Origin of the sequence: Nostoc sp. CCY 9925, assembly GCF_963920935.1 — a bacterium.
Classification (GTDB): domain Bacteria; phylum Cyanobacteriota; class Cyanobacteriia; order Cyanobacteriales; family Nostocaceae; genus Nostoc.
The window spans coordinates 73,555-97,810 of the sequence record NZ_CAWUDO010000023.1; the positions used below are offsets into that span (position 1 = coordinate 73,555).

General features: G+C 40.1%; 21 protein-coding genes. 13 read left to right on the plus strand and 8 right to left on the minus strand.

The features are described from left to right. Positions 1–692: 692 nt before the first annotated feature. The 4 genes from ACM0OY_RS14625 (at position 693) to ACM0OY_RS14640 (ending at position 8,015) form a co-directional block, all read left to right on the plus strand. Positions 693–1,973: a DUF4255 domain-containing protein gene (locus ACM0OY_RS14625; protein ID WP_414569564.1), complete on the plus strand. Its 1,281-nt coding sequence runs from the start codon at positions 693–695 to the stop codon at positions 1,971–1,973. Then, complete coding sequence (locus ACM0OY_RS14630; protein WP_414569565.1) at positions 1,970–3,955, plus strand: ATP-binding protein; 1,986 nt, start codon at positions 1,970–1,972, stop codon at positions 3,953–3,955. The genes ACM0OY_RS14625 and ACM0OY_RS14630 overlap by 4 nt, the downstream gene beginning before the upstream one ends. A 407-nt stretch (positions 3,956–4,362) precedes the next feature. Next, positions 4,363–4,746, plus strand: a complete 384-nt coding sequence (locus ACM0OY_RS14635) for a toll/interleukin-1 receptor domain-containing protein (protein ID WP_414569566.1) — start codon at positions 4,363–4,365, stop codon at positions 4,744–4,746. Beyond that, positions 4,743–8,015, plus strand: coding sequence for a HEAT repeat domain-containing protein (locus tag ACM0OY_RS14640; RefSeq protein WP_414569567.1), 3,273 nt, complete (start codon positions 4,743–4,745; stop codon positions 8,013–8,015). Before ACM0OY_RS14635 ends, ACM0OY_RS14640 begins: the two co-directional genes overlap by 4 nt. Positions 8,016–8,049: 34 nt before the next feature. On the opposite strand, the gene ACM0OY_RS14645 is transcribed toward ACM0OY_RS14640, so the two are convergent. Then, complete coding sequence (locus ACM0OY_RS14645; RefSeq protein WP_414569568.1) at positions 8,050–8,289, minus strand: type II toxin-antitoxin system HicA family toxin; 240 nt, start codon at positions 8,287–8,289, stop codon at positions 8,050–8,052. Then, positions 8,282–8,548: a type II toxin-antitoxin system HicB family antitoxin gene (locus ACM0OY_RS14650; protein ID WP_414569569.1), complete on the minus strand. Its 267-nt coding sequence runs from the start codon at positions 8,546–8,548 to the stop codon at positions 8,282–8,284. Before ACM0OY_RS14650 ends, ACM0OY_RS14645 begins: the two co-directional genes overlap by 8 nt. A 346-nt stretch (positions 8,549–8,894) precedes the next feature. Between ACM0OY_RS14650 and ACM0OY_RS14655 the strand changes: the two genes are divergently transcribed. After that, positions 8,895–9,635 (plus strand): dienelactone hydrolase family protein, encoded by a 741-nt coding sequence (locus ACM0OY_RS14655; protein WP_414569570.1) that lies wholly within the window; start codon positions 8,895–8,897, stop codon positions 9,633–9,635. 474 nt (positions 9,636–10,109) lie between these two features. Here the strand turns inward: ACM0OY_RS14655 and ACM0OY_RS14660 are convergent, their stop codons facing one another. From ACM0OY_RS14660 to acnB, 3 genes are all read right to left on the minus strand, one after another. After that, positions 10,110–11,033, minus strand: a complete 924-nt coding sequence (locus tag ACM0OY_RS14660) for a hypothetical protein (RefSeq protein ID WP_414569571.1) — start codon at positions 11,031–11,033, stop codon at positions 10,110–10,112. Between the two features lie 411 nt (positions 11,034–11,444). After that, on the minus strand, positions 11,445–11,888 hold the full coding sequence (locus tag ACM0OY_RS14665) for a DUF29 domain-containing protein (RefSeq protein WP_414569572.1): 444 nt from the start codon (positions 11,886–11,888) through the stop codon (positions 11,445–11,447). Positions 11,889–11,961: 73 nt separating this feature from the next. Then, on the minus strand, positions 11,962–14,592 hold the full coding sequence (acnB, locus tag ACM0OY_RS14670; RefSeq protein ID WP_414569583.1) for a bifunctional aconitate hydratase 2/2-methylisocitrate dehydratase: 2,631 nt from the start codon (positions 14,590–14,592) through the stop codon (positions 11,962–11,964). Positions 14,593–14,804: 212 nt separating this feature from the next. On the opposite strand from acnB, the gene ACM0OY_RS14675 reads away from it, so the two are divergent. Both ACM0OY_RS14675 and ACM0OY_RS14680 read left to right on the plus strand, forming a co-directional pair. Beyond that, positions 14,805–15,842: a DGQHR domain-containing protein gene (locus tag ACM0OY_RS14675; protein ID WP_414569573.1), complete on the plus strand. Its 1,038-nt coding sequence runs from the start codon at positions 14,805–14,807 to the stop codon at positions 15,840–15,842. Positions 15,843–15,847: 5 nt separating this feature from the next. Next, entirely contained in the window at positions 15,848–16,597 is a 750-nt protein-coding gene (locus tag ACM0OY_RS14680) for a hypothetical protein (protein WP_414569574.1), read from the plus strand. Positions 16,598–16,784: 187 nt separating this feature from the next. On the opposite strand, the gene ACM0OY_RS14685 is transcribed toward ACM0OY_RS14680, so the two are convergent. Next, positions 16,785–17,015, minus strand: a complete 231-nt coding sequence (locus ACM0OY_RS14685) for a hypothetical protein (RefSeq protein WP_414569575.1) — start codon at positions 17,013–17,015, stop codon at positions 16,785–16,787. Positions 17,016–17,063: 48 nt separating this feature from the next. Continuing rightward, a complete protein-coding gene (locus tag ACM0OY_RS14690) occupies positions 17,064–17,306 on the minus strand; it encodes a hypothetical protein (protein ID WP_414569576.1) in 243 nt (80 codons plus the stop codon). Between ACM0OY_RS14690 and ACM0OY_RS14695 the strand changes: the two genes are divergently transcribed. The 5 genes from ACM0OY_RS14695 (at position 17,299) to ACM0OY_RS14715 (ending at position 22,469) form a co-directional block, all read left to right on the plus strand. Beyond that, the gene (locus tag ACM0OY_RS14695) at positions 17,299–17,616 is read left to right on the plus strand and encodes a 2Fe-2S iron-sulfur cluster-binding protein (RefSeq protein ID WP_414569577.1); all 318 of its coding nucleotides are present in this window, start codon (positions 17,299–17,301) and stop codon (positions 17,614–17,616) included. The genes ACM0OY_RS14690 and ACM0OY_RS14695 overlap by 8 nt on opposite strands. A gap of 153 nt (positions 17,617–17,769) precedes the next feature. Continuing rightward, on the plus strand, positions 17,770–17,946 hold the full coding sequence (locus ACM0OY_RS14700; protein WP_414569578.1) for a hypothetical protein: 177 nt from the start codon (positions 17,770–17,772) through the stop codon (positions 17,944–17,946). A gap of 116 nt (positions 17,947–18,062) precedes the next feature. Then, positions 18,063–19,127, plus strand: coding sequence for a DUF3326 domain-containing protein (locus ACM0OY_RS14705; RefSeq protein WP_414569584.1), 1,065 nt, complete (start codon positions 18,063–18,065; stop codon positions 19,125–19,127). 130 nt (positions 19,128–19,257) lie between these two features. Continuing rightward, a complete protein-coding gene (locus ACM0OY_RS14710) occupies positions 19,258–19,854 on the plus strand; it encodes a CPBP family intramembrane glutamic endopeptidase (RefSeq protein WP_414569579.1) in 597 nt (198 codons plus the stop codon). A 56-nt stretch (positions 19,855–19,910) separates the two neighbouring features. Further along, complete coding sequence (locus tag ACM0OY_RS14715; RefSeq protein ID WP_414569580.1) at positions 19,911–22,469, plus strand: type II CAAX prenyl endopeptidase Rce1 family protein; 2,559 nt, start codon at positions 19,911–19,913, stop codon at positions 22,467–22,469. Between the two features lie 67 nt (positions 22,470–22,536). Here the strand turns inward: ACM0OY_RS14715 and purN are convergent, their stop codons facing one another. Then, entirely contained in the window at positions 22,537–23,172 is a 636-nt protein-coding gene (gene purN / locus ACM0OY_RS14720; protein WP_414569581.1) for a phosphoribosylglycinamide formyltransferase, read from the minus strand. A 24-nt stretch (positions 23,173–23,196) separates the two neighbouring features. On the opposite strand from purN, the gene ACM0OY_RS14725 reads away from it, so the two are divergent. After that, positions 23,197–24,078 carry a carbohydrate ABC transporter permease gene (locus tag ACM0OY_RS14725; protein WP_414569582.1) on the plus strand — a complete coding sequence of 294 codons (882 nt, stop codon included), beginning with the start codon at positions 23,197–23,199 and terminating at the stop codon, positions 24,076–24,078. Positions 24,079–24,256 lie beyond the last annotated feature (178 nt).

Consider the following 24,256-nt stretch of genomic DNA (forward strand, 5'->3'; position numbering starts at 1 on the left):
GGGGAACCCATCCTAAGTTATTTTAAGGTGTTAAGTTTAGTTGGAGATAGGACTATAGCAATCCACTTTGATTTTTGAACTTTTAGAGCGTGGTGCGCGTTCGCGTTGGGAAAGCCTCTGGTAGAGAAGCGTCTCGCAGAGAAGCACAGCGCAAGCGCGATAGTTAGGAAGTACGGAATCAGAAATCAGGTTTTGCCAGTAGTACGGAGCTTTTTCAAAAATCAAATAGGAGTCCTATAGTTTTACGTAATAATTCAGAGGTTAGGAACAAAGTATCTTGACTAGGCTCCTCATTTCTTACAGTATTACAAATTTTTTGCTTTTTTGATGTTTATTATGTAAAGTCTTAGTAATTTATATTACTCGGATCTATCTATTTACACTCACTTTAGCATATTAACAACTTAAAATAATGAGAATAATTTGATAAAATGCTTAAAATTAGGACTGGCGATCGCTGAAATTGGTTCCTGATAAATACTGAGTTACGGACTAGAAATAGGGGATTACGGATTAAAAATTAGAAGTATATTATATTACCCAATCCCCAGTCCCCAGTCCCCAGCCCCCAGTCCTTTTGTATGCCACGGCAATAGTTTCTCGTAGAGAATATTTAAAGTTTTGCAAAATATATTCTGTCAATGTGTCCTGGCGTACATGATTAAAATGTGCTATTGCCATGAGGAACGAGGATGAGTAACGTACTCTCTATAGCCGCCGTGACAGCAGTACTAAAAGTTTTGCTGGAAAACGGTTTAGTCAGCGATCCGATCGCTGCTAGTGTTGGTGATGTGATTGTAACTGCCCTACCGCCCGATCGAATCTCAGTTGAAGCTGATGAGCGCGCTCAACTCAACCTCTTTCTCTATCAAGTGACGCAGAATCGCAATGTTGATTGGGTATCTCAGGAATTTCGCAGCAGGCACTCACGTCTGAATGGAAATTTGCCCTCTACAACTCCACCACTGGCTCTGGATCTCCACTATTTATTAACAGCTTACGGAGCCAAGGATTTTCAGACAGAGATTTTACTAGGCTACGCAATGCATTTGTTACATAAAACGCCTTGCATTACAGCGGATATTATTGAAAATACTCTGATTAATGCATCTACAACTAATACTTCAAGTGCTTTTTCCCAGGCTGTGGCTGGGGTGTCTGTATCTGATTTAGCTGAGCAAATCGGGCAAATCAAACTGACCCCAGAGTTTTTTAACATGGAAGAAACTTCAAAGTTATGGTCAGCTTTACAAACCCACTATCGACCTTCAGCTACCTATCTAGCATCAATGGTATTGATTGAGAGTAGCAAAGCTGAGAACTTTGAAGGCTTCTACATGATGCCCTTGTCTCAACCGAATATTGAGCAAGTGATACCTCTGGAAAAAACTGAACATCAGCAAATGATTGTTCCTGGCACAACATTAATGATTCGTGGTAAGCGTTTACGCGGTGATATTACCAGAATCCGATTGGGTAACACGGAGACATTACTAGTACCTCAAGATGTCAAAGAAACGCAAATCAGCTTGTTAGTACCAGCAGATTTGTACCCAAGTGTGCAAAGTATCCAAGTGGTACATTTGCCAATGGGCAATACAGGGCAAACGGATCGGATAGTTGAATCAAATATTGCAGCTTTTGTCCTACATCCAACAATTACGGCATTCGTTGGTGAAGTGGAAAATAATGGTGAAAATTTACGTTCAGCAGATATTACCGTTAAATTCCATCCCAAAGTCGGCAAAGCACAGCGCGTAGTTTTACTACTCAGTGATGTGTCAGCCCAAACTCTGGTAGCTTACTCTTTCTTAGTTGCACCACGTACTGAAGATACTGATGCGATCGCTATTCCTGTTAAAAATGTGAAGCCAGGAACTTATATTGTGCGGGTGCAGGTAGATGGAGCAGAAAGTCCATTGCACAAAAATCAGTCTGGAGAATATGATTCGCCACAGGTGACAATTTCATGAACGCTACAATCGTCGATTGGGATCAAGCAAACTACCGCTACCTATCAGCAGCCCTAGCCGTAGTGCGTGGGATTTTAGAAAATCACACTGCCAGTTTGCAAAATCAACCTGAGCCGAAAAACCACGAAAATTTACAGCAAGCACTCCAAGAAGCTGCTGCTGCTATGCCTGCACCATCGGCATTGGATAGAGTCTGCAAAATGTTTAGGCTTTCATCCTTTGAGAGCGATTTGTTGCTGTTATGTGCAGGTATGGAATTGAATGGAGATTTTGGTAAATTATGTGCTAATGTCCACGGCGATCCACAGCGAGCTTACCCAACGTTAAGTTTAGCTTTAGCAACTTTACCTCATGTCCACTGGGACGCCATCGCCCCAAATGCTCCTTTACGTCATTGGCGGTTAATTCAAATTGGTGATGCTCACGCCCTAACCCTCAGCCCTGTGAGAATTGACGAGCGGATTTTGCATTATCTTACAGGTATCCAATACCTTGACGAACGCCTAGCTGGCATCATTGAACCATTACAAGAAGTTAGCGATTTAGTACCTTCTCACCAAGAGCTAGGAGAGCGAGTTGCAGCCGTGTGGTCGCAAGCTCATAAGATAAATAGTTTGCCAATTGTGCAGCTATGTGGTAATGAGACTATCAGCAAACGCGCGATCGCTGCTAGAATTTGTCAACTCCAAGGCTTGAGTTTATGGGTAATGCCTGCACAAGTCATTCCCCAAGCACCAAGCGAGTTGGATAATCTGATTCGGTTGTGGACTCGTGAGACGATTTTAAGCAGGTGTGCCCTACTTCTTGATTGCAACGAACTTGATAGCAATGATACAGCGCGGCTGAATGCGATCGCTCATTTCATCGAACGCGTTAATGGCTTTTTGATCCTTACCAGTCGGGAACGAATGCGCCTATCACAACGCTTGGTAGTTACTTTTGACGTACACCAACCAACAATCAAAGAACAAGGTGTAGTTTGGCAAGATGCACTAATGGCCATTGCACCGCAAATGAACGGGCAAGTGAAAACTTTAGTAGAGCAGTTTAACTTGAGTGCTGCAACTATTCGCGCTGCTTGTGCAGAAGCCGCAGGACAACTAGCACAAACACCAGAAAACGATATCGGTGAGATTTTATGGGATGCTTGTCGCGTGCAAGCACGTCCGCGCTTGGATGAACTCGCCCAACGAATTGAGCCGTCTGGTGATTGGGAGGATTTGATATTACCAGAAGCGCAGAAACAAATTCTCCGTGAAATTGCGGCCCATGTCCGGCAGCGGAGTACTGTATATAACACTTGGGGTTTTGCTGGCAAAGGTGGGCGGGGATTGGGAATCAGCGCCTTATTTGCAGGTGGTAGCGGCACAGGTAAAACCTTGGGGGCAGAAGTCCTGGCACATAGATTGCGCCTCGATTTGTATCGCATTGACTTGTCATCGGTAGTCAGTAAATACATTGGCGAGACAGAAAAGAATCTGCGGCGGGTGTTTGATGCAGCCGAACAAGGAGGAGTGATTTTATTGTTCGATGAAGCTGACGCCTTATTTGGCAAACGCAGTGAAGTTAAAGATGCACGCGATCGCTATGCCAACATTGAAGTCAGCTACTTATTGCAACGTATGGAAAGCTACCCAGGTTTAGCAGTTCTCACTACTAACTTGAAGAGTGCAATTGATACAGCCTTCCTACGACGGATTCGTTTCGTGGTGCAGTTCCCCTTCCCCGACACAGCACAACGAGCCGAGATTTGGCGACGCGTCTTTCCAGCCAACACACCAACCGCAGACTTAGATGCCCTACAACTGGCGCGGCTGAATGTGGCTGGTGGTAATATCCGTAATATAGCCTTAAATGCAGCTTTTCTGGCTGCTGATGCTGGGGAACCCGTGCAGATGAAACACGTATTGCGGGCTGCTCAGACAGAATATACCAAATTAGAGAAGCCTTTGACTGACGCGGAAATAGGCGGGTGGATGTGATTTTATAGCGTAGCTTGAAAATAGGAACTGGGACTAGGAAAAAAATATTATTGGCTAGGAATTTATGGAGCGATCACAGTTGGACGAAAAATTTATTCAACTCAAAGATTTATCATACAAATTCAGTGTTTTCTACTGGTAAAAACTGGCAATCGCACTTGGTCAATTAGATCTGCGATCGCGCTTGTTTAACAGTAAGATGCGAGCGAACTTGTAAGGCAATTCGGGTACAATCAAACATTTTCTAATTACAATAACTACTTACCAAATTGCCTTCATCAAGGTTGAGATGAAGGTAACAGTTTATTATAAATTTTAACGTTTTATTTATTTGACTAGATATAAGTTTTTAAATTAACCAAGTATACTTGAATTTAAGTATAAATTAAACATTAAGTTATTACTTTATGTCTAACGTTTTTATAAGCTATCGACAAATTGATACCGAACCAGCTGAAAAACTTGCCTCAGAAGTTGTCCAGGCTGGTCATCATGTGTGGTTTGCTGAATGGAAAATCGATGTTGGTGATTCAATTGTTGAGCGCGTCAATGAGGGGCTAGAAGGGCTAAGTTATTTAGTATTGTGTTACTCTTCATCAGATATGTCGCCGTGGGTAAACCGTGAATGGATGTCGGTTTTGGCGATTCAACTTAGTGGACATGGTGTTAAAGTTTTACCAGTTTTGCTGACAGGAGGCAAACCCCCTGCCATTTTGGCTGATATCAAGTATGCTGACTTAATTAAGGACTGGTCTAAAGGTGTATCTGATTTACTAAGAGCTATCAAATGAAAAAAATACTTCAGCAGGTTCTCATAGCTCATGCAAAGGGAGAAGAGGAGTTTGCCGAAAAATTAGGAGAACCGATTCGAGAAGCTGGCTATGAAGTAGCGCATCGGGGAACGGTAATTGTAGGAGAGTCTTTCGTTGAAGAAGCTTCAAAGGCTTTGAGTAGTGGTAGTCCAGTAGTACTTTGTGGAACTATCAAAGCATTGGGAACCAAATGGGCGCGTCAGATTGTTAACGCTGCAAGAAATACATATCGAGTGCGAGTCTTTTGCGTACAAATGGATGAAGAAGCTGATGTAGAAGCGTTGGCATTTGATGAATGCATTGCTCAACATTGGCAAGATCCTGCAAAAGCACAACAGGATTTAATTACTGCTCTGAAGAAATATTATCCTTTGCAAGCACCTCCCGATCATGTAAAGGGGGGAAATGAGGCAGAGCAGCGTTACCGAGAACTGGCTTTAGAGTCGTGTGACATCATTGATTTGGCTAACTTACCAGAATCCGATCGCCATATTGCTACCCAAAAACTGTTACTACGTAGGCTTTACGTAGCACTCCGCGTCCAAATAGAAATTGCTTGTAATGCTGATGTTGATGAAGTAGAACTAGTGGCAATTGAAAAGCGCCGCATTGCGATGCAGCGTAGAAAGGCAGGCTGGAGTAGTGAAGAAAACGAAACTGAAGATAGAGGTAAGCGGGTTCCCGTTGGAGAACGACTGGCTAAGGCAAGACGATTAGTCGTGCTAGGAGATCCAGGGGCAGGAAAGACTACTATGATTCGTTGGATTACCACAGCCTACTTGCTGCGGCTCAAACAAGATCCAGACTGGAAGGATTTGCCTGATGTATCTACACTTCCTGATGAGGATTGGCTACCAATTATTATCCGTTGTCGAGATTTGAAAGATGTCAGCCTTAGTGGTTCACTAGACGATATTCTGCATTACACCTTGCGTAAGGCCGAGATGAGCGAGCCTGAATGCATTGCTCTGCGTGGCATTTTAAGACAAAAACTTCTACAAGGTACAGCACTGTTACTTATAGACGGCTTGGATGAGATCGCAGATTCTCTTTTACGAGCTAAATTCTGCGAACAGATTGAAAAAATTTGTGATGCGAACAAACAAGCCCCCATAATCGTTACCTCCCGCATTGTTGGCTATCGGGAAATGAACTACCGCATAGGGCGGCAGTTTGAGCATGTTACAGTAGCCGAACTGATAAAAGAAGATAAAGATGATTTTGCTAGTCGCTGGTGTGATATTACCGAATTATCAGAGCGAAAAGAGAAGGCAAAAACAGAATTGATTCAAGACATTCATAGTGCTGACCGCATTGAGCGTCTCACTGGGAATCCAATGCTGCTGACTACAATGGCGTTGGTTAAGCGTAAAGTTGGTAAACTGCCGACTCGCCGACATAAGTTATACGCACAAGCAGTAGATGTACTACTGAATTGGCGCTCTGAAGTAGACGAACCTATAGATGAAGATGAAGCATGGCCGCAGTTAGAGTATATTGCCTATGCCATGTGTCATAGAGGAGTACAGCAGCTTCGGAAAGATGAAGTGATAAAGTTATTTGAAAAGTTTCGGGAAGAGTATCCCAATCTTCATGAGGTAAAAAAACACACACCTAAAGAATTTCTGAGTTTGTTGGAGCGTCGCACAGGTATTTTAGTAGAAGCGGGTGTTATTCCACATAATGGCAGAGACATTCCTGTATTTGAATTTCGTCACCTCACATTTCAAGAATACTTGGCAGGATTGGCACTTGTACAAGGTCATTTCCCTAACCGCGATCGCTCTCTCAACCTTGCTGAATATGTAGCCCCACTGGCTGCCCAAATGAATGAAGTGCAATTCAATCATCCTAATCATCTTGACAGTCAACAAGAAGTAGTGGTAACAGAAAACTGGCGAGAGGCACTGCGTCTTTGTGTTGCGTCCTGCAATGATGATTATATAGACGATGTTATGCGAGCTATCCTCAAACCACTTGACACAGAAGATGCTAAGACTACAGCCCGTCCGCGTGCAGTGATGGCTGCGTTATGTCTAGCTGATGAACCTAATGTAAGTCATGAGGTGGCACAGGAGGTTTTACAAGAGTTTGTTAGGCAAATAGGTGAAGAAGATGGTGCAAACTCAGATCCTGAAACTACTGTAGATTCCGCTGCTATGGAACTATCTGCATCTCAATGGTCAGAGGAGCTATGCAATTCTATGTTGGAAGAATTTTGCAGGCGAGACACAAAAAATAGAATAACAGAGCAAGCCAATATTGGTGGTCTTTATGCAGTAGTTACTACGAACCAAGCACCTGAAGAAGAAACTGCCTTCCAAGAATGGCTTACAAAACAACTTTCCCAAATAACATCGAATCAAAAAGTAGCTGCGATCGGTGCATCTCTAGTTGTAATGGAACTAGCTTTCAGAAACAAGATATCTGTTTCAAAATCTGTTTTAAAATCGATAATACATAGACTGCTGACTATGCTCATGGGAAGCAATCCTGCTGCTCATGCATCTGCATGGGCGCTATTCTGGTTAAGCGGAGGAGGAAAAAAAAATATAAATGATTCTATCTGGCAACCAACAAGAGCACAATTAGACAGTATTATTAGTATTTTTAACAATCCGCTCTTAGATACTGGAGCAGTTTTATTCCTAACTCAAATTTTAGGTAAGATAGGATCTCCCAAGGTTGTAAAACCTCTCATTGCCAAGCTGGATGACATAGATAAAGATGTGCGACAAGCGGTAGTAGAACTACTGGGTCAGATAGGAGCACGAGCAGTTGAACCACTGATTGCCAAGCTCAATGATTCCGATAGCGATATGCGGCGAACAGTAGTAGGGGCATTAGGAGAAATTAAGGATGCACGAGCAGTTGAACCACTGATTGCCAAGCTCAATGATTCCGATAGCGATGTGCAGCAAGCTGTAGCAAGTGCATTGGGAGAAATTAAGGATGCACGAGCAGTTGAACCACTGATTGCCAAGCTCAATAATTCCGATAGCGATATGCGGCGAACAGTAGTAGGGGCATTATCTTGGTTCTGTCACGATAAAATAGACCGCAAGCTGCTTTCTAGGGATTTTGATGCTTTTGACCCGTTTCTAGATCCCGAAGAAGAGATTGATGAAAAACGAGTTAATTATGCTGCTGCTCAATTAGAAATATCCGTTGAAGAGGTACGTAGGCGTTATCAAACACTTGCTCAGCAATTTGGTCTGAGATTAAACTTTACTACAAATGTTTCATGACATTAATAAATGTTATATTGTAACATCAAATTACTTAACTTAAAAGACTTTCAATTTCTTCATCAGTAAAGCCAAACTGCCTAAAAATCCGCAAAACATAAGCAGGAGACATTTCTTTTGCGCCCATATCTATAGGAACGACTCTTCGTTGACCTTCAATTTCACGAGTATATAATCTATGGTCGCCTTTTCCTTCTCTATGAAATGTACAACCTGCTTGTTCTAAAAGCTTAATTAACTCCTTGGGTTTCAGGGAAGGTATATTTTTAGGCATAAACCTTCCTTAATTCATATATCTCTGAATCTTGTTCTTTCTCTTGAATATATAAAAATTCATGTAATTGCTCTATTGAAACAGGATATTTATAAATATTAGTTTCAGACTCATAAACAATTTCAAAAGATTCAATCGCTTCTTTCAGCTTATTAATTGCATCTTCTTGAGTATTCCCCTGGCCGACAATACCATTTTCTAAACATAAAGCAACCCAATAGCCAGAACTTTGTCTGAGTACAACTGTATAAAAGTTCATTTTTGTTACTTATTGATGTTATATAATGACGAGAGCATTGCTTACTTTATTCTATTTTATAGACTGGCAAAAAAGAGGCGATCGCTTCATTAAGTTGATTGTTAATTCTTGAGTTATCCCTTGTCGTATTTTGTACAAGTCTTTTTTGATCCCACGCTCTAGCGAAGACTTGGTAAAATTTCAATCTGAAGACGAATTGAAAAAAATTGTTCCTGGATAACTCCCCAGTTTCACTACAAAGGGAAATAATGAGAGGATACGTCCTTGTTATGGCAGTCAGCTACTGTCACTCTTAATTCACTTGTATAAAAGCTAATGAAAGCAGACATGAAACGGAGATAAAACAGTGCAGATTACTAAACGGAATGTCGAGTTAAGAGTCGATGACAGTTTGATGCGCGTCTATGTAGCATCTCCTAAAACACCAGGACTTTACCCAGGTATTGTATTTTATAGTGATATTTATCAGTTAGGCGAACCGATAATTCGTTTAGCTAACTACTTGGCAGGATATGGCTATGTAGTTGCAGCACCTGAAATTTTTCATCGCCTTGAGCCAATTGGGCAAGTTATTGAACCAAACGATCTCGGTCGGATGCGTGGTAATGATGACGCTCGTCGAACAACGATCGCACATTATGATGATGATTGCCGTGCTGTAATTGAATTCCTCAAAACAGAAAGTGCAGTTTCTCCAAGCAAGATAGGCACTCTAGGCTTTTGTATTGGAGGACACTTAGCTTTTCGTGCAGCATTTAACAGCGAAATTAAGGCTTGTGTCTGTTGCTATCCTACTGGTATTCCCAGTGGCAAACTAGGGCAAGGCGTAGCCGATACAATCCATCGAGTTAGTGAAATCAAAGCCGAGATGCTAATGGTATTCGGTACACTCGATCCTCATATTCCAGACTCTGACCGACAAACCATAATTAAAGCTCTAGAGAATGCTAATGTATCTCATAAAGTTCTCTTATATGAAGCAGAACATACCTTCATGCGCGATGACGGTTATCGCTACGATTCTGCCGCCACTACCTCTGCTTGGGCTGAAATAATACCTTTCTTGGAAGGTATATTTGCAAATTGAAGAAACTTTTGTTAACGATTTGCTGCTAAATCCCAGCACACCCAACAAGCCATAACCCAATCCCAGGTTTGTAGGGACTTCATGGGGTTGGGCTTAAAGATTTCATAAATAATTTAGGGCAAATTAATTTAAGTAAAGATGAGTTAAAAAAGCTCATCCTGATTCAATTATACGAACACAGTTTATTCTTCTTTAGTTGTAGGTCGGGCTTATGATCTAAGAACTCAACATTATTTATATTATTTTATAGACTAGCAAAAAGAGGCGATCGCTTAATTAAGTTGATTGATTGGTGCTTCTTGAGTTATTCCTTGTCCTGCTTTTACCGTCCAACTTAACTTTTCAAGCTGTTGCAAAATCAGTGTATTACTTTACCTCTGGCGGCTGAAAAGCTAAATCAATAATTAATAGTCACAAATTCAAGTGGGTTAACTTACGGCATAACACATCTTATAGACTGGACTTTCTTGATGTTCAAGAATAACTGCGATCTTCGTATTTAATTTTCTTGGTTGTATTTTTCTGCGTTAGTTCGTTAACCTCTTCTGATAGACTTTGATAAATATCTAGAAAACGATCAATTTTAGAATCATCCCTTAACCAAATTTCTAGTTTTGGATCAATCCATTTAATTACTCTATAAATCTCATGATATCTATTTTGTATATCATAGTATTCCCATATTATTGGTTCATGATGAAATATTCTATTGCGTAATTTTAGTATTTTTTCTAGAATAGGTTGAATTGTAGAAGTATTACGATCAGAATTTTTAGCATTAGGAAATATTGCTTTAACACAAGGAATAAATATATTATTTAAATAATTATTATTTCCTTTTTTGGTTTGAGTGAGAAGTGTTATCCAAAAACCTAAGCTTAAGTTGGCAACAATTCTATCTCTGTTTTCTGTAATTTTAAATTCTTGCCAATCACTAGATTTTTTCCTTGATTTTTCAAAAATATTTTTTATAGAATCTTCTATGGCAGAAACAACTTTTTGTTCTTCACGCTCTAATAATATGTTTTCAGAAACAGTAGGTATAATAATCTCAATGTTATAATTTTGTTTTAAATATGAGATAGATTTTTTGAAATAATCAGTATTAGCAAAAAACCAATTTGGGCCATGCTTATCACTTAGATTTATATCTATACAATTACGAAGAGCTATTTCTAAAGTATGCAAACTTACATATAAGGACTCGCAATACATCATGTTAATTTGATAAAGCCGTATAGCTTTCTTAATATTTTCATGGTTTGCTTTGTTAGGTTGATATACAGCTTTCAGATATTTTTCTGTCCTTGCATTTGAAAAAGCTTTTTCAAAAAAATCAAGGTTATCGAGTTTAGATTTTACTAAATTAGGACGATTAAGACAAAGTTCGTTGAGCATTATTAATAATAAGGTTGACAAACTAAATATGAATGAGCTAAAATGAGAATTGTAAATTCTATGGTGTTCCTCTCCTTGCGTATAATTTAACAGCAAGTGATGACCCTAGAGTATAACATAGTACAAGCTTAATTTTAGTCGCTAGGAAAAAGTTCCTCTACTGAGGTTCTAGGTCAGTCTGACTCAAATGAAAACCTCCCTATTTAGGGAGGTAAAAATTTCTAAAACTTAATAAAATTGTCACGTTCAGAATCGCAAGGACTCAGTAGTAAATCTAAGTAAGCTGTGTTACAGTTTTAACTTAAGGCACTACTATACAAGATGCTGCGTTAGGCGCTCAATTGATATTTATCGTGACCATTAATCTCGAAATATGCGCCTAACACACCCTACAATAATTTTATCTTTACTTTAAAAATAGCCTCTAAGAGTTTCTTCTAAGGTAAAAGGAGATTCTTGAGGGAAAAAATTTAATTTAATACCTGTTTCATTAGATGCTTTCAGACGAGCTTTTTGATAACAGTCTTCAAATACTTCTGCAATTAAAGGTTGCAAACTAGGGCTGTCTTCTAATAAGCCTTCAATACAGATGCGTTGTTCGGTAATGGTACTACGCCAACTTTCACTTCGTTTTTCTGGTTGATATTGCCATTTAATTAAGTGCATTAATAGGACAATTAATCGACTTTTTAGTTCTCGTTTTTCACTTCTCCCCATGCTTTCAATTTCTTCAATTAAATTAGGTATGTCTACTTCATTAAATTTCTCTTCTTTTAACTGTTGGACAATTGTTTGCGTCCATAAATAAAAGTCTTTATCGTATAGATTTTGGGTATTAGCAGATGAAGTATTCATGTAATTTTTGTTAGTTTTGTGACATCATCTATTCAAAGTCAAGGTGAGCTAAAAAAGCCCACCTTATTTGAGATTAGACCAATAAAGCTTGTTCTTCTTTTGAAATTACGCGCCCTTCATCCTCAAAACCGGCAATTTGATCGAAGTTCAAATAGCGATACAAATCATTAGCAAAAGGATCGATTTTCTTCCCCACAATATCCAAATATTCCGCTACTGTGGGAATACGTCCTAACAGCGCGCAAACTGCGGCTAATTCTGCTGAACCAAGATACACTCGTGCATCTTTGCCCATGCGGTTATTGAAGTTGCGGGTAGAGGTTGAAAACACTGTTGTGCCATCAGCAACTCGCGCCTGATTTCCCATACATAAACTGCATCCTGGCATTTCTGTTCTCGCACCCGCAGCCCCAAAAATGGCGTACACTCCTTCTTCTTTTAATTGGTGTTCGTCCATGCGGGTTGGTGGTGCTATCCACAACCGGGTTTTTACTTCACCAGCACCTTCCAAAACTTTCGCCATTGCTCGATAATGACCGATATTTGTCATGCACGAACCCAGGAATACTTCTTGCACTGGGTCATTAGCAACTTCCGATAATAATTTAACATTATCGGGGTCATTGGGAGCAGCAACAATTGGTTCTTTGATTTCGTTCAAATCAATTTCAATTATTTGGGCATACTCGGCATCGGCGTCGGCTTCTAATAACACGGGATTTGCTAACCATTCTTCCATTTTGGCAATGCGGCGGAGGATGGTACGCGCATCGTGATAGCCCCGTGCTATCATGTTTTTCAAAAGTGCGACGTTAGAACGCAGATATTCGGAAATTGTCTCTACACTCAGCTTAATGGTAGAACCTGCACAAGAACGTTCGGCGGTGGCGTCGGCGAGTTCAAAGGCTTGTTCGACTTTCAAATCTGGCAAACCTTCAATTTCTAAAATTCGCCCGGAGAAGACATTTTTCTTGTTTTGCTTCTCTACTGTCAGCAAACCTTTTTGAATTGCTACGTAGGGAATGGCATTCACAATATCCCGCAGGGTGACGCCGGGTTGTAATTCACCTTTGAATCTTACCAAAACTGACTCTGGCATATCCAAAGGCATGACACCCAATGCCGCAGCAAAGGCTACTAAGCCAGAACCGGCGGGGAAGGAAATTCCTAAGGGGAAGCGGGTGTGGGAGTCGCCGCCAGTTCCTACGGTGTCGGGTAGCAGCATCCGGTTTAACCAAGAGTGGATGATACCATCGCCGGGACGCAACGCGACACCGCCACGTTGGGCAAAGAAGTCGGGGAGGTCGTGGTGAGTTTTAATGTCTACTGGTTTGGGATAAGCTACTGTGTGGCAGAAACTCTGCATTACTAAGTCTGCACTGAAACCCAGACAGGCGAGTTCTTTTAATTCGTCGCGGGTCATGGGGCCTGTGGTATCCTGAGAACCAACGGTGGTCATGATGGGTTCGCAAGATGTACCAGGACGGACGCCAGGTAAGCCGCAAGCTTTACCGACGATTTTTTGTGCTAGGGTGTAGCCCTTGCCTGTGTCGTTGGGTTGTTGGGGACGGATAAAAACGGTGCTGGGTTCTAAACCGAGTGCAACGCGTGTTTTATCGGTGAGGGTACGCCCGATGAGTAGGGGGATGCGTCCACCTGCGCGGACTTCATCGAGGATGGTATCTGGTTTGAGGGTGAAGGTAGAAACGACTTCACCTGCTTCGTTTGTAATTTCACCTTTGTAGGGATGGATGGTAATTACCATGCCGGTTTCTAGTTTGGTGACATCACACTGGATAGGCAAAGCACCGGCATCTTCAGCTGTGTTAAAGAAGATAGGCGCGATCGCACTACCTAAAATATATCCCCCAGCGCGTTTGTTTGGCACAAAAGGTATATCATTCCCCATGTGCCACAACACCGAATTGATAGCAGATTTACGGGAAGAACCTGTACCAACCACATCCCCCACGTAAGCCACAGGATGTCCTTGCTTTTTCAGTTCGGCAATGGTTTGTAAACTTCCCGGTTGCCGTGACTCTAGCATCACTAAGGCGTGTAAGGGAATATCTGGGCGAGTTGTGGCGCTTTGGGCGGGGGATAAGTCATCGGTGTTGGTTTCGCCAGGAACTTTAAAAACAGTAACAGTAATCGCTTCTGGTACAGTGGGGCGAATGCTAAACCACTCGGCTTCAGCCCAAGAGTCAACTACTCGCTTGGCAAAAGGATTGGTTTTTGATAACTCCAAAACATCATGGAAAGCATCGTACACTAACAAAATTTTACTTAAGGCGTTGGCGGCGTAAGCTGCAATGGGTTCCTTTCCTTGTCCTCCCATCACCAGAGGTGTTTCGGAAGAGTCTGATAAAGATACAGTGGGAAATTGCAGCAAATCAATTAAAGCTTGGACATTATAGCCGCCTACCATTGTTCCCAGCAATTGCACTGCTTGGATGCGCGAAATTAAGGGACTGGTAACTTCTTTTTTGGCAATGGCGGTCAGAAATCCAGCTTTTACATAAGCGGCTGCATCGACACCAGGAGGGACGCGATCGCTCAATAAATGCAATAATGTATCTTCTTCACCTTTGGGCGGATTTTTCAGTAACTCACACAATTCAGATGTTTGCTTTGCATCTAACGGTAAGGGGGGAATTCCTAGCGCTGCTCTTTCAACTACATGTTGACGGTATTGTTCTAGCATTTTTATGTTCTCCATCGGGGTATTCTCCCCTTAATTATGAGCTAATTTAACGCCAGCTTTGGCTATCAAAGTTTATCGTATTTTTATTGCTCAAATCGTTAATACTAAATTGTATTAAGTAATACTTTTAAAGATAAATGCTGTGTCACTTGAACCTATTTGTATTATAATAATCATAATCAAATATAATATTAATGTTTTTGCTATTTATTATGAGTAACATTCAAATATCAGCATTCAAACTTCTACAGCACAACATATCAATGCTTGTATTTATTACTACTGCCCAAGTAATTTATAATCGTTTTGATGTTTCTAGAAGAGTTGCCGATAAGAATTTAGGTTATCAACGATCATTTGTCAATGCTAGAATCAAAAAAATTAAGAATTATATTAACCAAGACCAGGGTATTATTCCTAATTCTATTTTAGTAAATCTTGAGGACGGTAAATTTTCTTATTCGGAAGTAGATAAATTACTCACCTTGTATGACGCAGAATCTTTAGGACTTATCATAGATGGACAGCATAGAGTCAAAGGTTCTTATGAAGCCAATCCTGAGTTTCCATTAATGGTGGTGGCGACTCTGGGCTTATCCGTTAAAGAACAGGCTCGACTTTTCGTCACAATTAATCAAACTCAAAAAGGTGTTCCTGCGTCTCTTTATTTAGATTTAATGAATTTATTAGAAGGAGATATTGAAGATTTCGATGACGAAGGAGTGTCAACAGAAAGACGAGCAACAGAAATTGCAATTAGATTAAATGAAACAGATGAAAGCCCTTTATATGAATTAATTAGAAGAACAGGAGATGCTGGATTTGGTATATCCTTAAGTGAATTTGTCAGTCAAATTAAGGATTATGTAGAACCTAGAACAGGAAAACTTGCTAGCTTTGGTTTTGAACAACAATACAAAATTTTTGAAATTTATTTTCGCTCTATAAAAGCTGTTTTTTTAGAACAATGGGAAGATAGAGAATCATACATCTTGAAAACAGTAGGCTTTGGCGGTATTATGAAAGCATTTTATGAAGTTTTTAATCTGGTTATACAAAAATATCAAAAATTTGATACTGAAAATACAATTAAGATTCTTGAATTAGTTCAAGATTTTAAATTTGACAGACAAAATTTACCAAGTGGCGGAGGTTATAGGGCGCAAGAAAAAGCTGGTGAAATGATAGTCAGTCGCTTAAAAAATGCAATTAGAGACTCCCAAGAATTTATGGTAATGATTGGAGATTAGAGAGCGTGTCATTAACTTTTGAAGAAATTGCCATTGCTTTTAGCAACTGTAATGGTGATGCTAAACGCTCTTTTAAAGAATATTTGAAAGAATTATACAAGTCAAAGGAAGATTATGAAAAAGGATTTATTATCTCAGATGCAAACAATTATATATTGACTGATATCGAGAAACTATTATCCAAAGCGGTTTTAAATATTTGTTCTACTGACCATTTAATCAAAAAAGGATATTTCAGTTGGGGTTTTGTTACTTCGTATTATTCTAATTTTTTCTTGATCCAAGGTTTAAATAGAACACAACTTAACTTTACAACTTGGGTGTCTCGATCTGTAGATTGCCAAGAAAAAGATTATCAAAAAAAGGACATTTACATCAAAGGTATTGCTAATTCAGTAGATGAACATCAAAGACAGTTCAAACGATTTTTTGAAAATTTTAGCGATTTTAGAAACCGGAGAGGAATTGATAGGTTTTGGAATATTGGAATTAAATCTTTTGAATTAGGTAATGAATCGGAAATAAGAAATACAATTAACTATGAAATTTCTCCAGACGCTTTTTATGAGTTAGATTTAGATATTCAAGAATTTAATAAAATTATTAGAGATAATCAATATTGTCCATTTAAGGAAGATAAAGAAAACTCAAAAATACTAAATTATTCTCGCAAAAATTTAAAATTAGCTATAGCAAGATTAAGGATGTTAAGTTATGTCTTAAATGTCATTGCTATCAGAAATATAGAATATTAGAGTTATTATCAAAGGAATATGAAAAATAGATTAAGAGCCATTCAAGAAAAGTATCCTGATGTCAGTAAATGGATTAAGGAATACTTTCAGAATTGGTTAATTTTTGATGCGGAGCTTGTAGAAAAAGATGAATATTAAGGATGATTCAAAAAAATCTTGAGCATCAATACTAATAATAACAGTATAGTTAATATTTTCGTTTGAGTTGGTCAACAGAAGCTACCTTACCTGATTCAACATTATTTTTTGCTTTAGCAAACGCTTCTTTAAACCCCTGAATGTTTAATAATTCTTCAGTTGCATCATTATCTTCACGTTCTGCTAAGTAGGCCAAAAAATCAGCAGCCACTAATAATCGTTCTGGTGACAGTTGATCAACATATTCTTGAATTCGTTGACGAATTTCTCCTGTATTCATAAGAAACTTTATCAGATTTTAATAAGATTGTAGCGTAAATTGCTTTGTTCAGTGGGTTTGTGTGTAAGGATCGCGCTTTGTGAACAGACGAGCGATCGCTCTTTGGTGTAGGATAATATACGGTAGATTTTCGGTTGTGATAATGGCTTTCCAACAAGACATGAGGTAACTTACAGTTTTACCTTTGGCAATACCCAGTAAAAAACCTATGCTGAATTTGGTTAGCCGCGTATTTATAAGATAAGATAATCCATTTGACTGTTGCAACACACCTCTTTTGTATATGCCCAAAACTTACACCGTAGAAATTCATCACCAAGGTAAAATTCATACTTTGCAAGTTCCCGAAAATGAAACCATCTTATCAGTTGCCGATGCCGCTGGTTTAGATTTGCCAAGTTCTTGCCATGCAGGTGTTTGCACAACTTGTGCCGGTCAAATTAGCGAAGGAACTGTAGATCAAACTGATGGCATGGGCGTTAGTCCCCATTTACAAAAACAAGGTTATGTATTGCTTTGCGTTGCCAAACCCCTTTCTGATTTGAAAATTGAGACTGGAAAAGAAGACACGCTTTATCAGTTGCAATTTGGTAAAGACTAATAATTAAGTGAACAGTTATCAGTATAGATGTTGATTTATTGATAGCTGAATGACTGTTCACTACCATCATTACAAAAACTGGAAAATCACATAGGTATTTCATAGCACCTGATAAGCTATTCTATAAACTAAAAATCAACAGGATTTAGCGCCATGACAACTCATTTTATTACCGCAGAAATTGATTTACAAGAAACCCCCGCAGAGTTACTCAAAACAATTGAAACAGAGTTGAACAAACAAGGCGAACCCTTGCGTTGGGCAGTTACCTCTGTGGACGTTGCCCAGCAAAAGGCTACAGTTGAAGCCGTTGTCACGACTAAGAGTTAGGAGTGGGGACTGGGGAGATGAGGGAGACAAGGGGGACAAGAAAGACAAGGAGAATCACTTCTGAGTCATCAGTCATCAGTCAACAGTCATCACTCCCCATGCCCAATGCCCTTAATATGCGTCCATACACTGCTATTTTAATAGTACCAACCGGCGTTGGGGCTGCCATTGGCGGTTACGCTGGTGATGCTTTGCCTGTAGCCAAACTCATAGCACAGGTTTGCGATCGCCTGATTACTCACCCCAATGTCCTCAATGGCGCAAGTTTGTACTGGAATCTCCCCAATGCTTTCTACGTTGAAGGTTTCGGACTTGACAAATTTGCCGCTGGATGCTGGGGTTTGCGTCCAGTCCGAAATAACAAGATAGGTTTGCTTTTAGACCAAGGAATTGAGCCGGAGTTACGGCTAAGACATCTGCAAGCAGCAGACGCAGCTAGAGCTACCCTCGGATTGACTTTAACAGATTATGTCATCACTGATGCACCCTTAAATGTAGAATTACGGACTACTTCATCGGGTGCAAGTTGGGGGACAATTGGTAACCCCGATAGCTTGTTAAGGGCAGCGGAAATACTGATTAAAAAAGCCGGGGCAGAAGCGATCGCAGTTGTCGCCCGTTTCCCAGATGATATGGATGAGGAAGCACTACAGAAATACCGCCACGGCGAAGGAGTTGATTCCTTAGCGGGTGCAGAAGCCGTAATTAGCCACTTAGTTGTGCGAACCTTTAAAATACCTTGTGCTCATTCACCTGCTCTTGCCAGCGCACCTCCAGAACCGGACTTATCACCCCGTTCCGCTGCTGAGGAGTTGGGTTACACATTTTTACCATGCGTTCTCGTAGGTTTGAGTCGTGCCCCGCAATTTATAGTAGAGAGAAAAGCGATAGCATTAGAAGAAGATATTTGGGCAGATGGAGTGGATGCTGCGATCGTACCTGCAAATGCCTGTGGTAGTAGCGCCTTACTGAGTTTAAGCCAAACACGATGCCAAATAATTACAGTAGAAGAAAATAAAACTGTTATAAAAGTTCCTTCCCAACCGTTGGGGATCAAATCCATACAGGTAAACTCATATTTAGAGGCAGTGGGTGTATTGGTGGCACATAAAGCAGGCATCAACCCCTCTGCTCTTTCTCCCAAATTATCGTCCTTGCAGCCAGTAGTCATTAGTCATTAGGAACATCCAAAAATTAAACTACTCAATTCCTGCATCCAATACAACTGATTTCTTCTCCCCCTACCTCCCCTGCCCCCTGCCTCCCCTGCCCCTGCCTCCCCTTTCCCACTCCCCATTCCATAAAAAACCCGTGATTGAACAACAAAAGCAAGAACCAGAAATTCCATATCTGACGCGCATCCAAATACTTGGGGCTATGGGAGCGACTGCAATCATTTTGTTGATAGTCGCCAAACTGTCGTTGTACTTTGGCAACTTTTCCCTATTTTCCTGGAAGTTGGACGAAAGAGATTTGCTGTTGGGTGTAGGGTTGGGATTTGGGATCACCGCTTTAAGTGGCTTAACTTATCGCCTTTGGAGTTTCTACCGTAAAAGTGCAGATTTTTATCTAGAAGTAGTATTGAAGCCTTTAGCTTTACCAGACTTAATTTGGTTGGGGTTACTACCGGGTTTGAGTGAAGAATTGTTATTTCGGGGCGTGATGCTACCAGCTTTAGGTTTGAACGATTTGGCTGTTATTGTATCTAGTCTTTGCTTTGGCGTCTTGCATCTGAGCGGTTCTCAACAATGGCCTTATGTAGTTTGGGCAACGGTTGTCGGGATGATATTAGGATATAGCGCCTTGCTCACTGGTAACTTACTAGTCCCCATTGCCGCTCATATTGTGACGAATTGGATTTCTAGCTATATGTGGAAAATCTGGCAATTATCGAGAAGTAAAAAATAAGACGTTGCTAAATTCTTAGAGTAAGATTAGCAGCAACTAAAACTTGTTGATAATATATGACTTGGAGTAGATTGAGTCGAAAATCCAGGCTAGGATTTACAATATTTTTACTGCTAGTATTCATCACAGTCATTTCGGTGTGGCAACTCTCGCCAAAACAACCCCAGATAGCAAAACAAGAAAGCAATTACGCGATACATATTCGACAAGATTTTAATCAATCTGGTTTTTATCCCGTTGCACAAATTCCATCTGCAAACGTTTATAAACCTATTGCTGAGTGGGTAGGAAGATTAATTTTACCAACAAAACAGGAATTACAAGATGGGTTGGATTGGGTATGGATGGAAGTGCAATATGCACCACCTAAAGCACAAAATTTGGTAGGAAATATTGTGCGTTTGGAGTGGAAAAATAAGAAAGATTTGCTGGCTTACGTTCAAGCTGTCACGCAAGATATAAATTTCACTCCAGAAGTGATTAAAAGTCAAAAACAAGGGAACATTCATCCTTTTCGACTAAATGGGGTTCGTCAGGTAGGGGTTTTACGTTCTTTAGCTGGTGCAAATCCTGATGACGAGACAATTATTGGTTTAGATGCAACTACAAATATTGCTACAAGCGGAAAAAAGAATATTTTGCAAATTGAGCATGAACCTGTTTTAGTAACTGGTAGGTTTTATGCGTTGGTAAAAATAATTAAACCGATTAAATATACTAATAAAATTATTTTATTTCCTCAACAAAAGCAGGACAGCAATTATTTTTTAGTACAACACTATAACGCTAGTTCAAATAAATTTGATGGTCTGCAAGAAACTATTCGCATCCCCCAACAAGTAACGGATACGCGAAATTTTGCTCCTTCAAGTTTGCAGCAAATCGAAAAATCACCTGCGGGTGAAGATGGGTGGTATATTTACGGTGCTAAAGATGCAAAGGGTATATTTACAGTAGGTGCGATCGCACCTCGTTCTCTTTTTCAAATTCAACCCCGTCAAATCCTTACTGGTGATGAATTAGGGATAAATTACATCCAAGAGGCAAATTGGCAACATACTGAGGTAAATAAAGGGAAATTTAATACTGTATTGTTACAACCTGTAAAAATACAAAACTTAGCTGCGAGAAATTTACCCAATCAATCTATATCAAAATGGCAAGAAGGCGATAAAGCGATCTTACTGCACCTATTCGGTGGCATTGGCGGACGTAAAGCTGAACCACTCGGAATACCTTATACTATCACCGGACATTTTGCTTTTGGAATCGCAGAAGTTATCCGCGACGAGTTTACTAACGAATTACGCTTCGAGGTTAAATACCATCAAATTTATGCCCATAACCCTGATGGAATTATTGCCGGAACGCATACATGGGCTGATTATATGGGTAATTTACAACGTGGCTGGCTGGCAACACGTCCAGTATCAGATATTCTCATCAAATTCGATCCCATAACGCAGGATTATAATTTTGATGGTATTAAACTTTCGCCCTTAGAGCAATTCCAGCAACAATTACAATTAACAATGGGACGTTATCGGCTTGGCGATGGTACTGGTGGTGCAATGGTCTCACCTGCTACTTCATGCATACAAGACTCAAGCCAAGCACTTTACGCTGCGATACTAGCAATTAAAAACCAAATTTCTACAACCGATCAAATTCAAACTTGGTTAAAGGCAAACTCTAATCACCCACAAGCATTACGCTTTCAGCAGCTAGTTGAATTAGCCCAATCTTTGGAACAACAATTAGCACCCTTGGGGATAGTTCGTGCTGATTGGCACAGTCAAGCGCGTAAACTAACAGGTACGGGAATAGACAAGACAACAAAACCATTTCAAGATAGTAGTGTTTGGGCTGGTTTGACAACATGGCGAACAATAATGCCAAGACAAGCACATGACGACCTAGCCGCAATATTTTTAAAACATGGTGCGATGCTCCAAGTATTGCGAACCAATCAAGTCGGTGGTTGGCAAGCTGATATTACACCTATTGCACCAACCGTATTTTTAGGTCAAATTAAAATTCCCTTTACCGAGATTTCACCACTTTCAATTCTTTTAAATCGCCTTTTAGCGTCATTAGCAGTTCCTAGAGGACAAGATTGGTTAGTTATTGTTTCACTGCTAATAATTTATAGTATTTTTGCCCTACCTTATGGGTGGAAATCTGAATTTTTGTCTATAGAAATTTGGTCTGCAAATTGGATTAATAAATGCTTGTTAATATTGCGTTGTTTATTTGTGCCTGCCTTTGTTGAAGAACTTTTTTTTCGCGTTTTTTTGCTTCCTCATCCTAGCGAAAATCCCAACTTTGGAGGATTGATTTTGTGGGCGATCGCAAGTTTATTACTATTTATTATTTATCATCCATTAAATGCTAAAACTTTTTTTAAAGCTGGATACCCCACATTTATTAATTCTGTTTTTCTGGCTTTAGCTTCATTGTTAGGAATTATCTGTACTGTTGCATATATCCTCACAGGATCTTTGTGGGTGATAGTTTTAATTCACTGGGTTGTAGTAGTAGTTTGGCTAATTGTTTTTGGAGGAATAGCCAAATTAGATAATAATCAAAAATTTCCGAACTCTCAGGTGTTTTGACCAAAACCTGAAGTTTCCCGACCTGTAGACGCGCAGAGCGCGTCTTACGGCAGGGTAGCACCCGCCGTCAAGTAGCTGCCAAAGCGATCGCCATTGGTAAAATTCGATGTTCTTGAATTTGAATTCTGGCGTGCAATGTTTCTGGTGTATCATCAGGTAGCACCGGTACTGCGGCTTGCATCAATATGGGGCCACTGTCCATTTCTAAACAAGCGATATGCACAGTACAACCAGTGATTTTTACCCCAGATGCCAAAGCTTGTTCTACAGCATTAATTCCCTTAAAACTAGGCAACAAACTTGGATGTATATTAATAATTTTGTTAGGAAAAGCATCAATAAATACTGATGTCAAGAGTCGCATCCAGCCTGCCAGAATCACCCATTCCACATCATAGTGCTGTAATGTCTGCACAATTTTCTCATCAAACTTTTCTCGGCTTTTGTAGTCGCGGTGATTTAACAACACAGCTTCGACTCCTCGATTAGCTGCTCTTTGGGCTGCTTTAGCCGTCGGGTTATTATAAATCAAAACTTGAATTTTGGCATTTAGCTGTCCATCTTGGATAGCTTGGGCAACTACATCAAAATTGCTGCCATTTCCAGAAGCCATAATTCCGAGTTTTAAAGGAGTTTCTTGTCGGCAAACATCGTTAATGCTGGGAGAAATCAAGCTAGGGGTACAATCAGGACGGAAAGTCATAACAGCAAAAAGGGAAAATTATAAATGCCAAAAATATATAGTAAGTCTTGGTTGGATAATGATACAGCGGCTGCTTGGATTTTTCTCACACCAGCACTGATTTTACTAGGCATTTTTATAATTTGGCCGATTGCCTATTTGTTTTACCTCAGTTTCACCGCTGGTAGTTTCACTTCAAAAGGTATTTATTGGATAGGGTTAAAAAACTATTGGCGCTTGTTACTAAACTCTGACTTCTGGCAAGTTATTGGTAACACTATTTATTTTACTGCTGCCACCATCATTCCTAGTTTAGTTATCCCTTTGGGATTAGCAGTACTATTAAACCGCTCCTTAGCTTTGCGGGGAATCTTGCGGAGTGCCTATTTTTTACCTTCAATTATTTCTCTGGTGGCAGCTGGCTTGGGATTTCGTTGGCTATTTCAAACATCGGGGCCAGTTAACGGACTTTTAGATTTTTTTGGTATTCCACCTATACCCTGGCTAGGAGATACATTTTGGGCAATGCCAGTACTGATTTTAATGAGTATTTGGAAACAACTCGGTTTCAATATGGTAGTATTTTTAGCCGGGTTACAAGCAATTCCACCCAGTCGTTATGAAGCAGCAGATTTAGATGGCGCAAACGCTTGGCAACAATTTTGGCATATTACACTGCCAGGATTGCGTCCCACCGTCATATTTGTCACAATCACCACCGCGATTTTTACGCTGCGGAGTTTTGAACAAGTTTATGTAATGACTGGTGGCGGTCCATTGAATTCAACTAATTTGCTGGTTTATTACATTTACCAAGAAGCCTTTGCTCAATTTGATTTTGGTTATGCGGCAGCAGCCGCAACGGTTTTGTTAGCAGCGACTTTGGTACTAGTGTATTTGCAGTTACAAACTTGGGGAGAGGAGTAGAGGGGGCAGGGGAGAAAGAAAAATATTATTATCTGAGTAAATTGGATAATTTATTTTGTAGAAGTCCTCAATTCGATTGCATCGCCTCGCAATTGAGTTGCATCGCCTCGCAATTGAGTTGTGTCGCCTCGCAATTGAGTTGTGTCGCCTCGCAATTGAGTTGTGTCGCCTCGCAATT

Coding starts and splice junctions, on each gene's coding strand:
- ACM0OY_RS14640 (WP_414569567.1), top strand. CDS start 4,743: ATGAAAAAAATACTTCAGCAGGTTCTCATAGCTCATGCAAAGGGAGAA.
- ACM0OY_RS14625 (WP_414569564.1), top strand. CDS start 693: ATGAGTAACGTACTCTCTATAGCCGCCGTGACAGCAGTACTAAAAGTT.
- ACM0OY_RS14695 (WP_414569577.1), top strand. CDS start 17,299: ATGCCCAAAACTTACACCGTAGAAATTCATCACCAAGGTAAAATTCAT.
- acnB (WP_414569583.1), bottom strand. CDS start 14,592: ATGCTAGAACAATACCGTCAACATGTAGTTGAAAGAGCAGCGCTAGGA.
- ACM0OY_RS14715 (WP_414569580.1), top strand. CDS start 19,911: ATGACTTGGAGTAGATTGAGTCGAAAATCCAGGCTAGGATTTACAATA.
- ACM0OY_RS14660 (WP_414569571.1), bottom strand. CDS start 11,033: ATGCTCAACGAACTTTGTCTTAATCGTCCTAATTTAGTAAAATCTAAA.
- ACM0OY_RS14630 (WP_414569565.1), top strand. CDS start 1,970: ATGAACGCTACAATCGTCGATTGGGATCAAGCAAACTACCGCTACCTA.
- purN (WP_414569581.1), bottom strand. CDS start 23,172: ATGACTTTCCGTCCTGATTGTACCCCTAGCTTGATTTCTCCCAGCATT.
- ACM0OY_RS14705 (WP_414569584.1), top strand. CDS start 18,063: ATGCGTCCATACACTGCTATTTTAATAGTACCAACCGGCGTTGGGGCT.
- ACM0OY_RS14650 (WP_414569569.1), bottom strand. CDS start 8,548: ATGAACTTTTATACAGTTGTACTCAGACAAAGTTCTGGCTATTGGGTT.
- ACM0OY_RS14665 (WP_414569572.1), bottom strand. CDS start 11,888: ATGAATACTTCATCTGCTAATACCCAAAATCTATACGATAAAGACTTT.
- ACM0OY_RS14700 (WP_414569578.1), top strand. CDS start 17,770: ATGACAACTCATTTTATTACCGCAGAAATTGATTTACAAGAAACCCCC.
- ACM0OY_RS14635 (WP_414569566.1), top strand. CDS start 4,363: ATGTCTAACGTTTTTATAAGCTATCGACAAATTGATACCGAACCAGCT.
- ACM0OY_RS14685 (WP_414569575.1), bottom strand. CDS start 17,015: ATGAATACAGGAGAAATTCGTCAACGAATTCAAGAATATGTTGATCAA.
- ACM0OY_RS14725 (WP_414569582.1), top strand. CDS start 23,197: ATGCCAAAAATATATAGTAAGTCTTGGTTGGATAATGATACAGCGGCT.
- ACM0OY_RS14645 (WP_414569568.1), bottom strand. CDS start 8,289: ATGCCTAAAAATATACCTTCCCTGAAACCCAAGGAGTTAATTAAGCTT.
- ACM0OY_RS14675 (WP_414569573.1), top strand. CDS start 14,805: ATGAGTAACATTCAAATATCAGCATTCAAACTTCTACAGCACAACATA.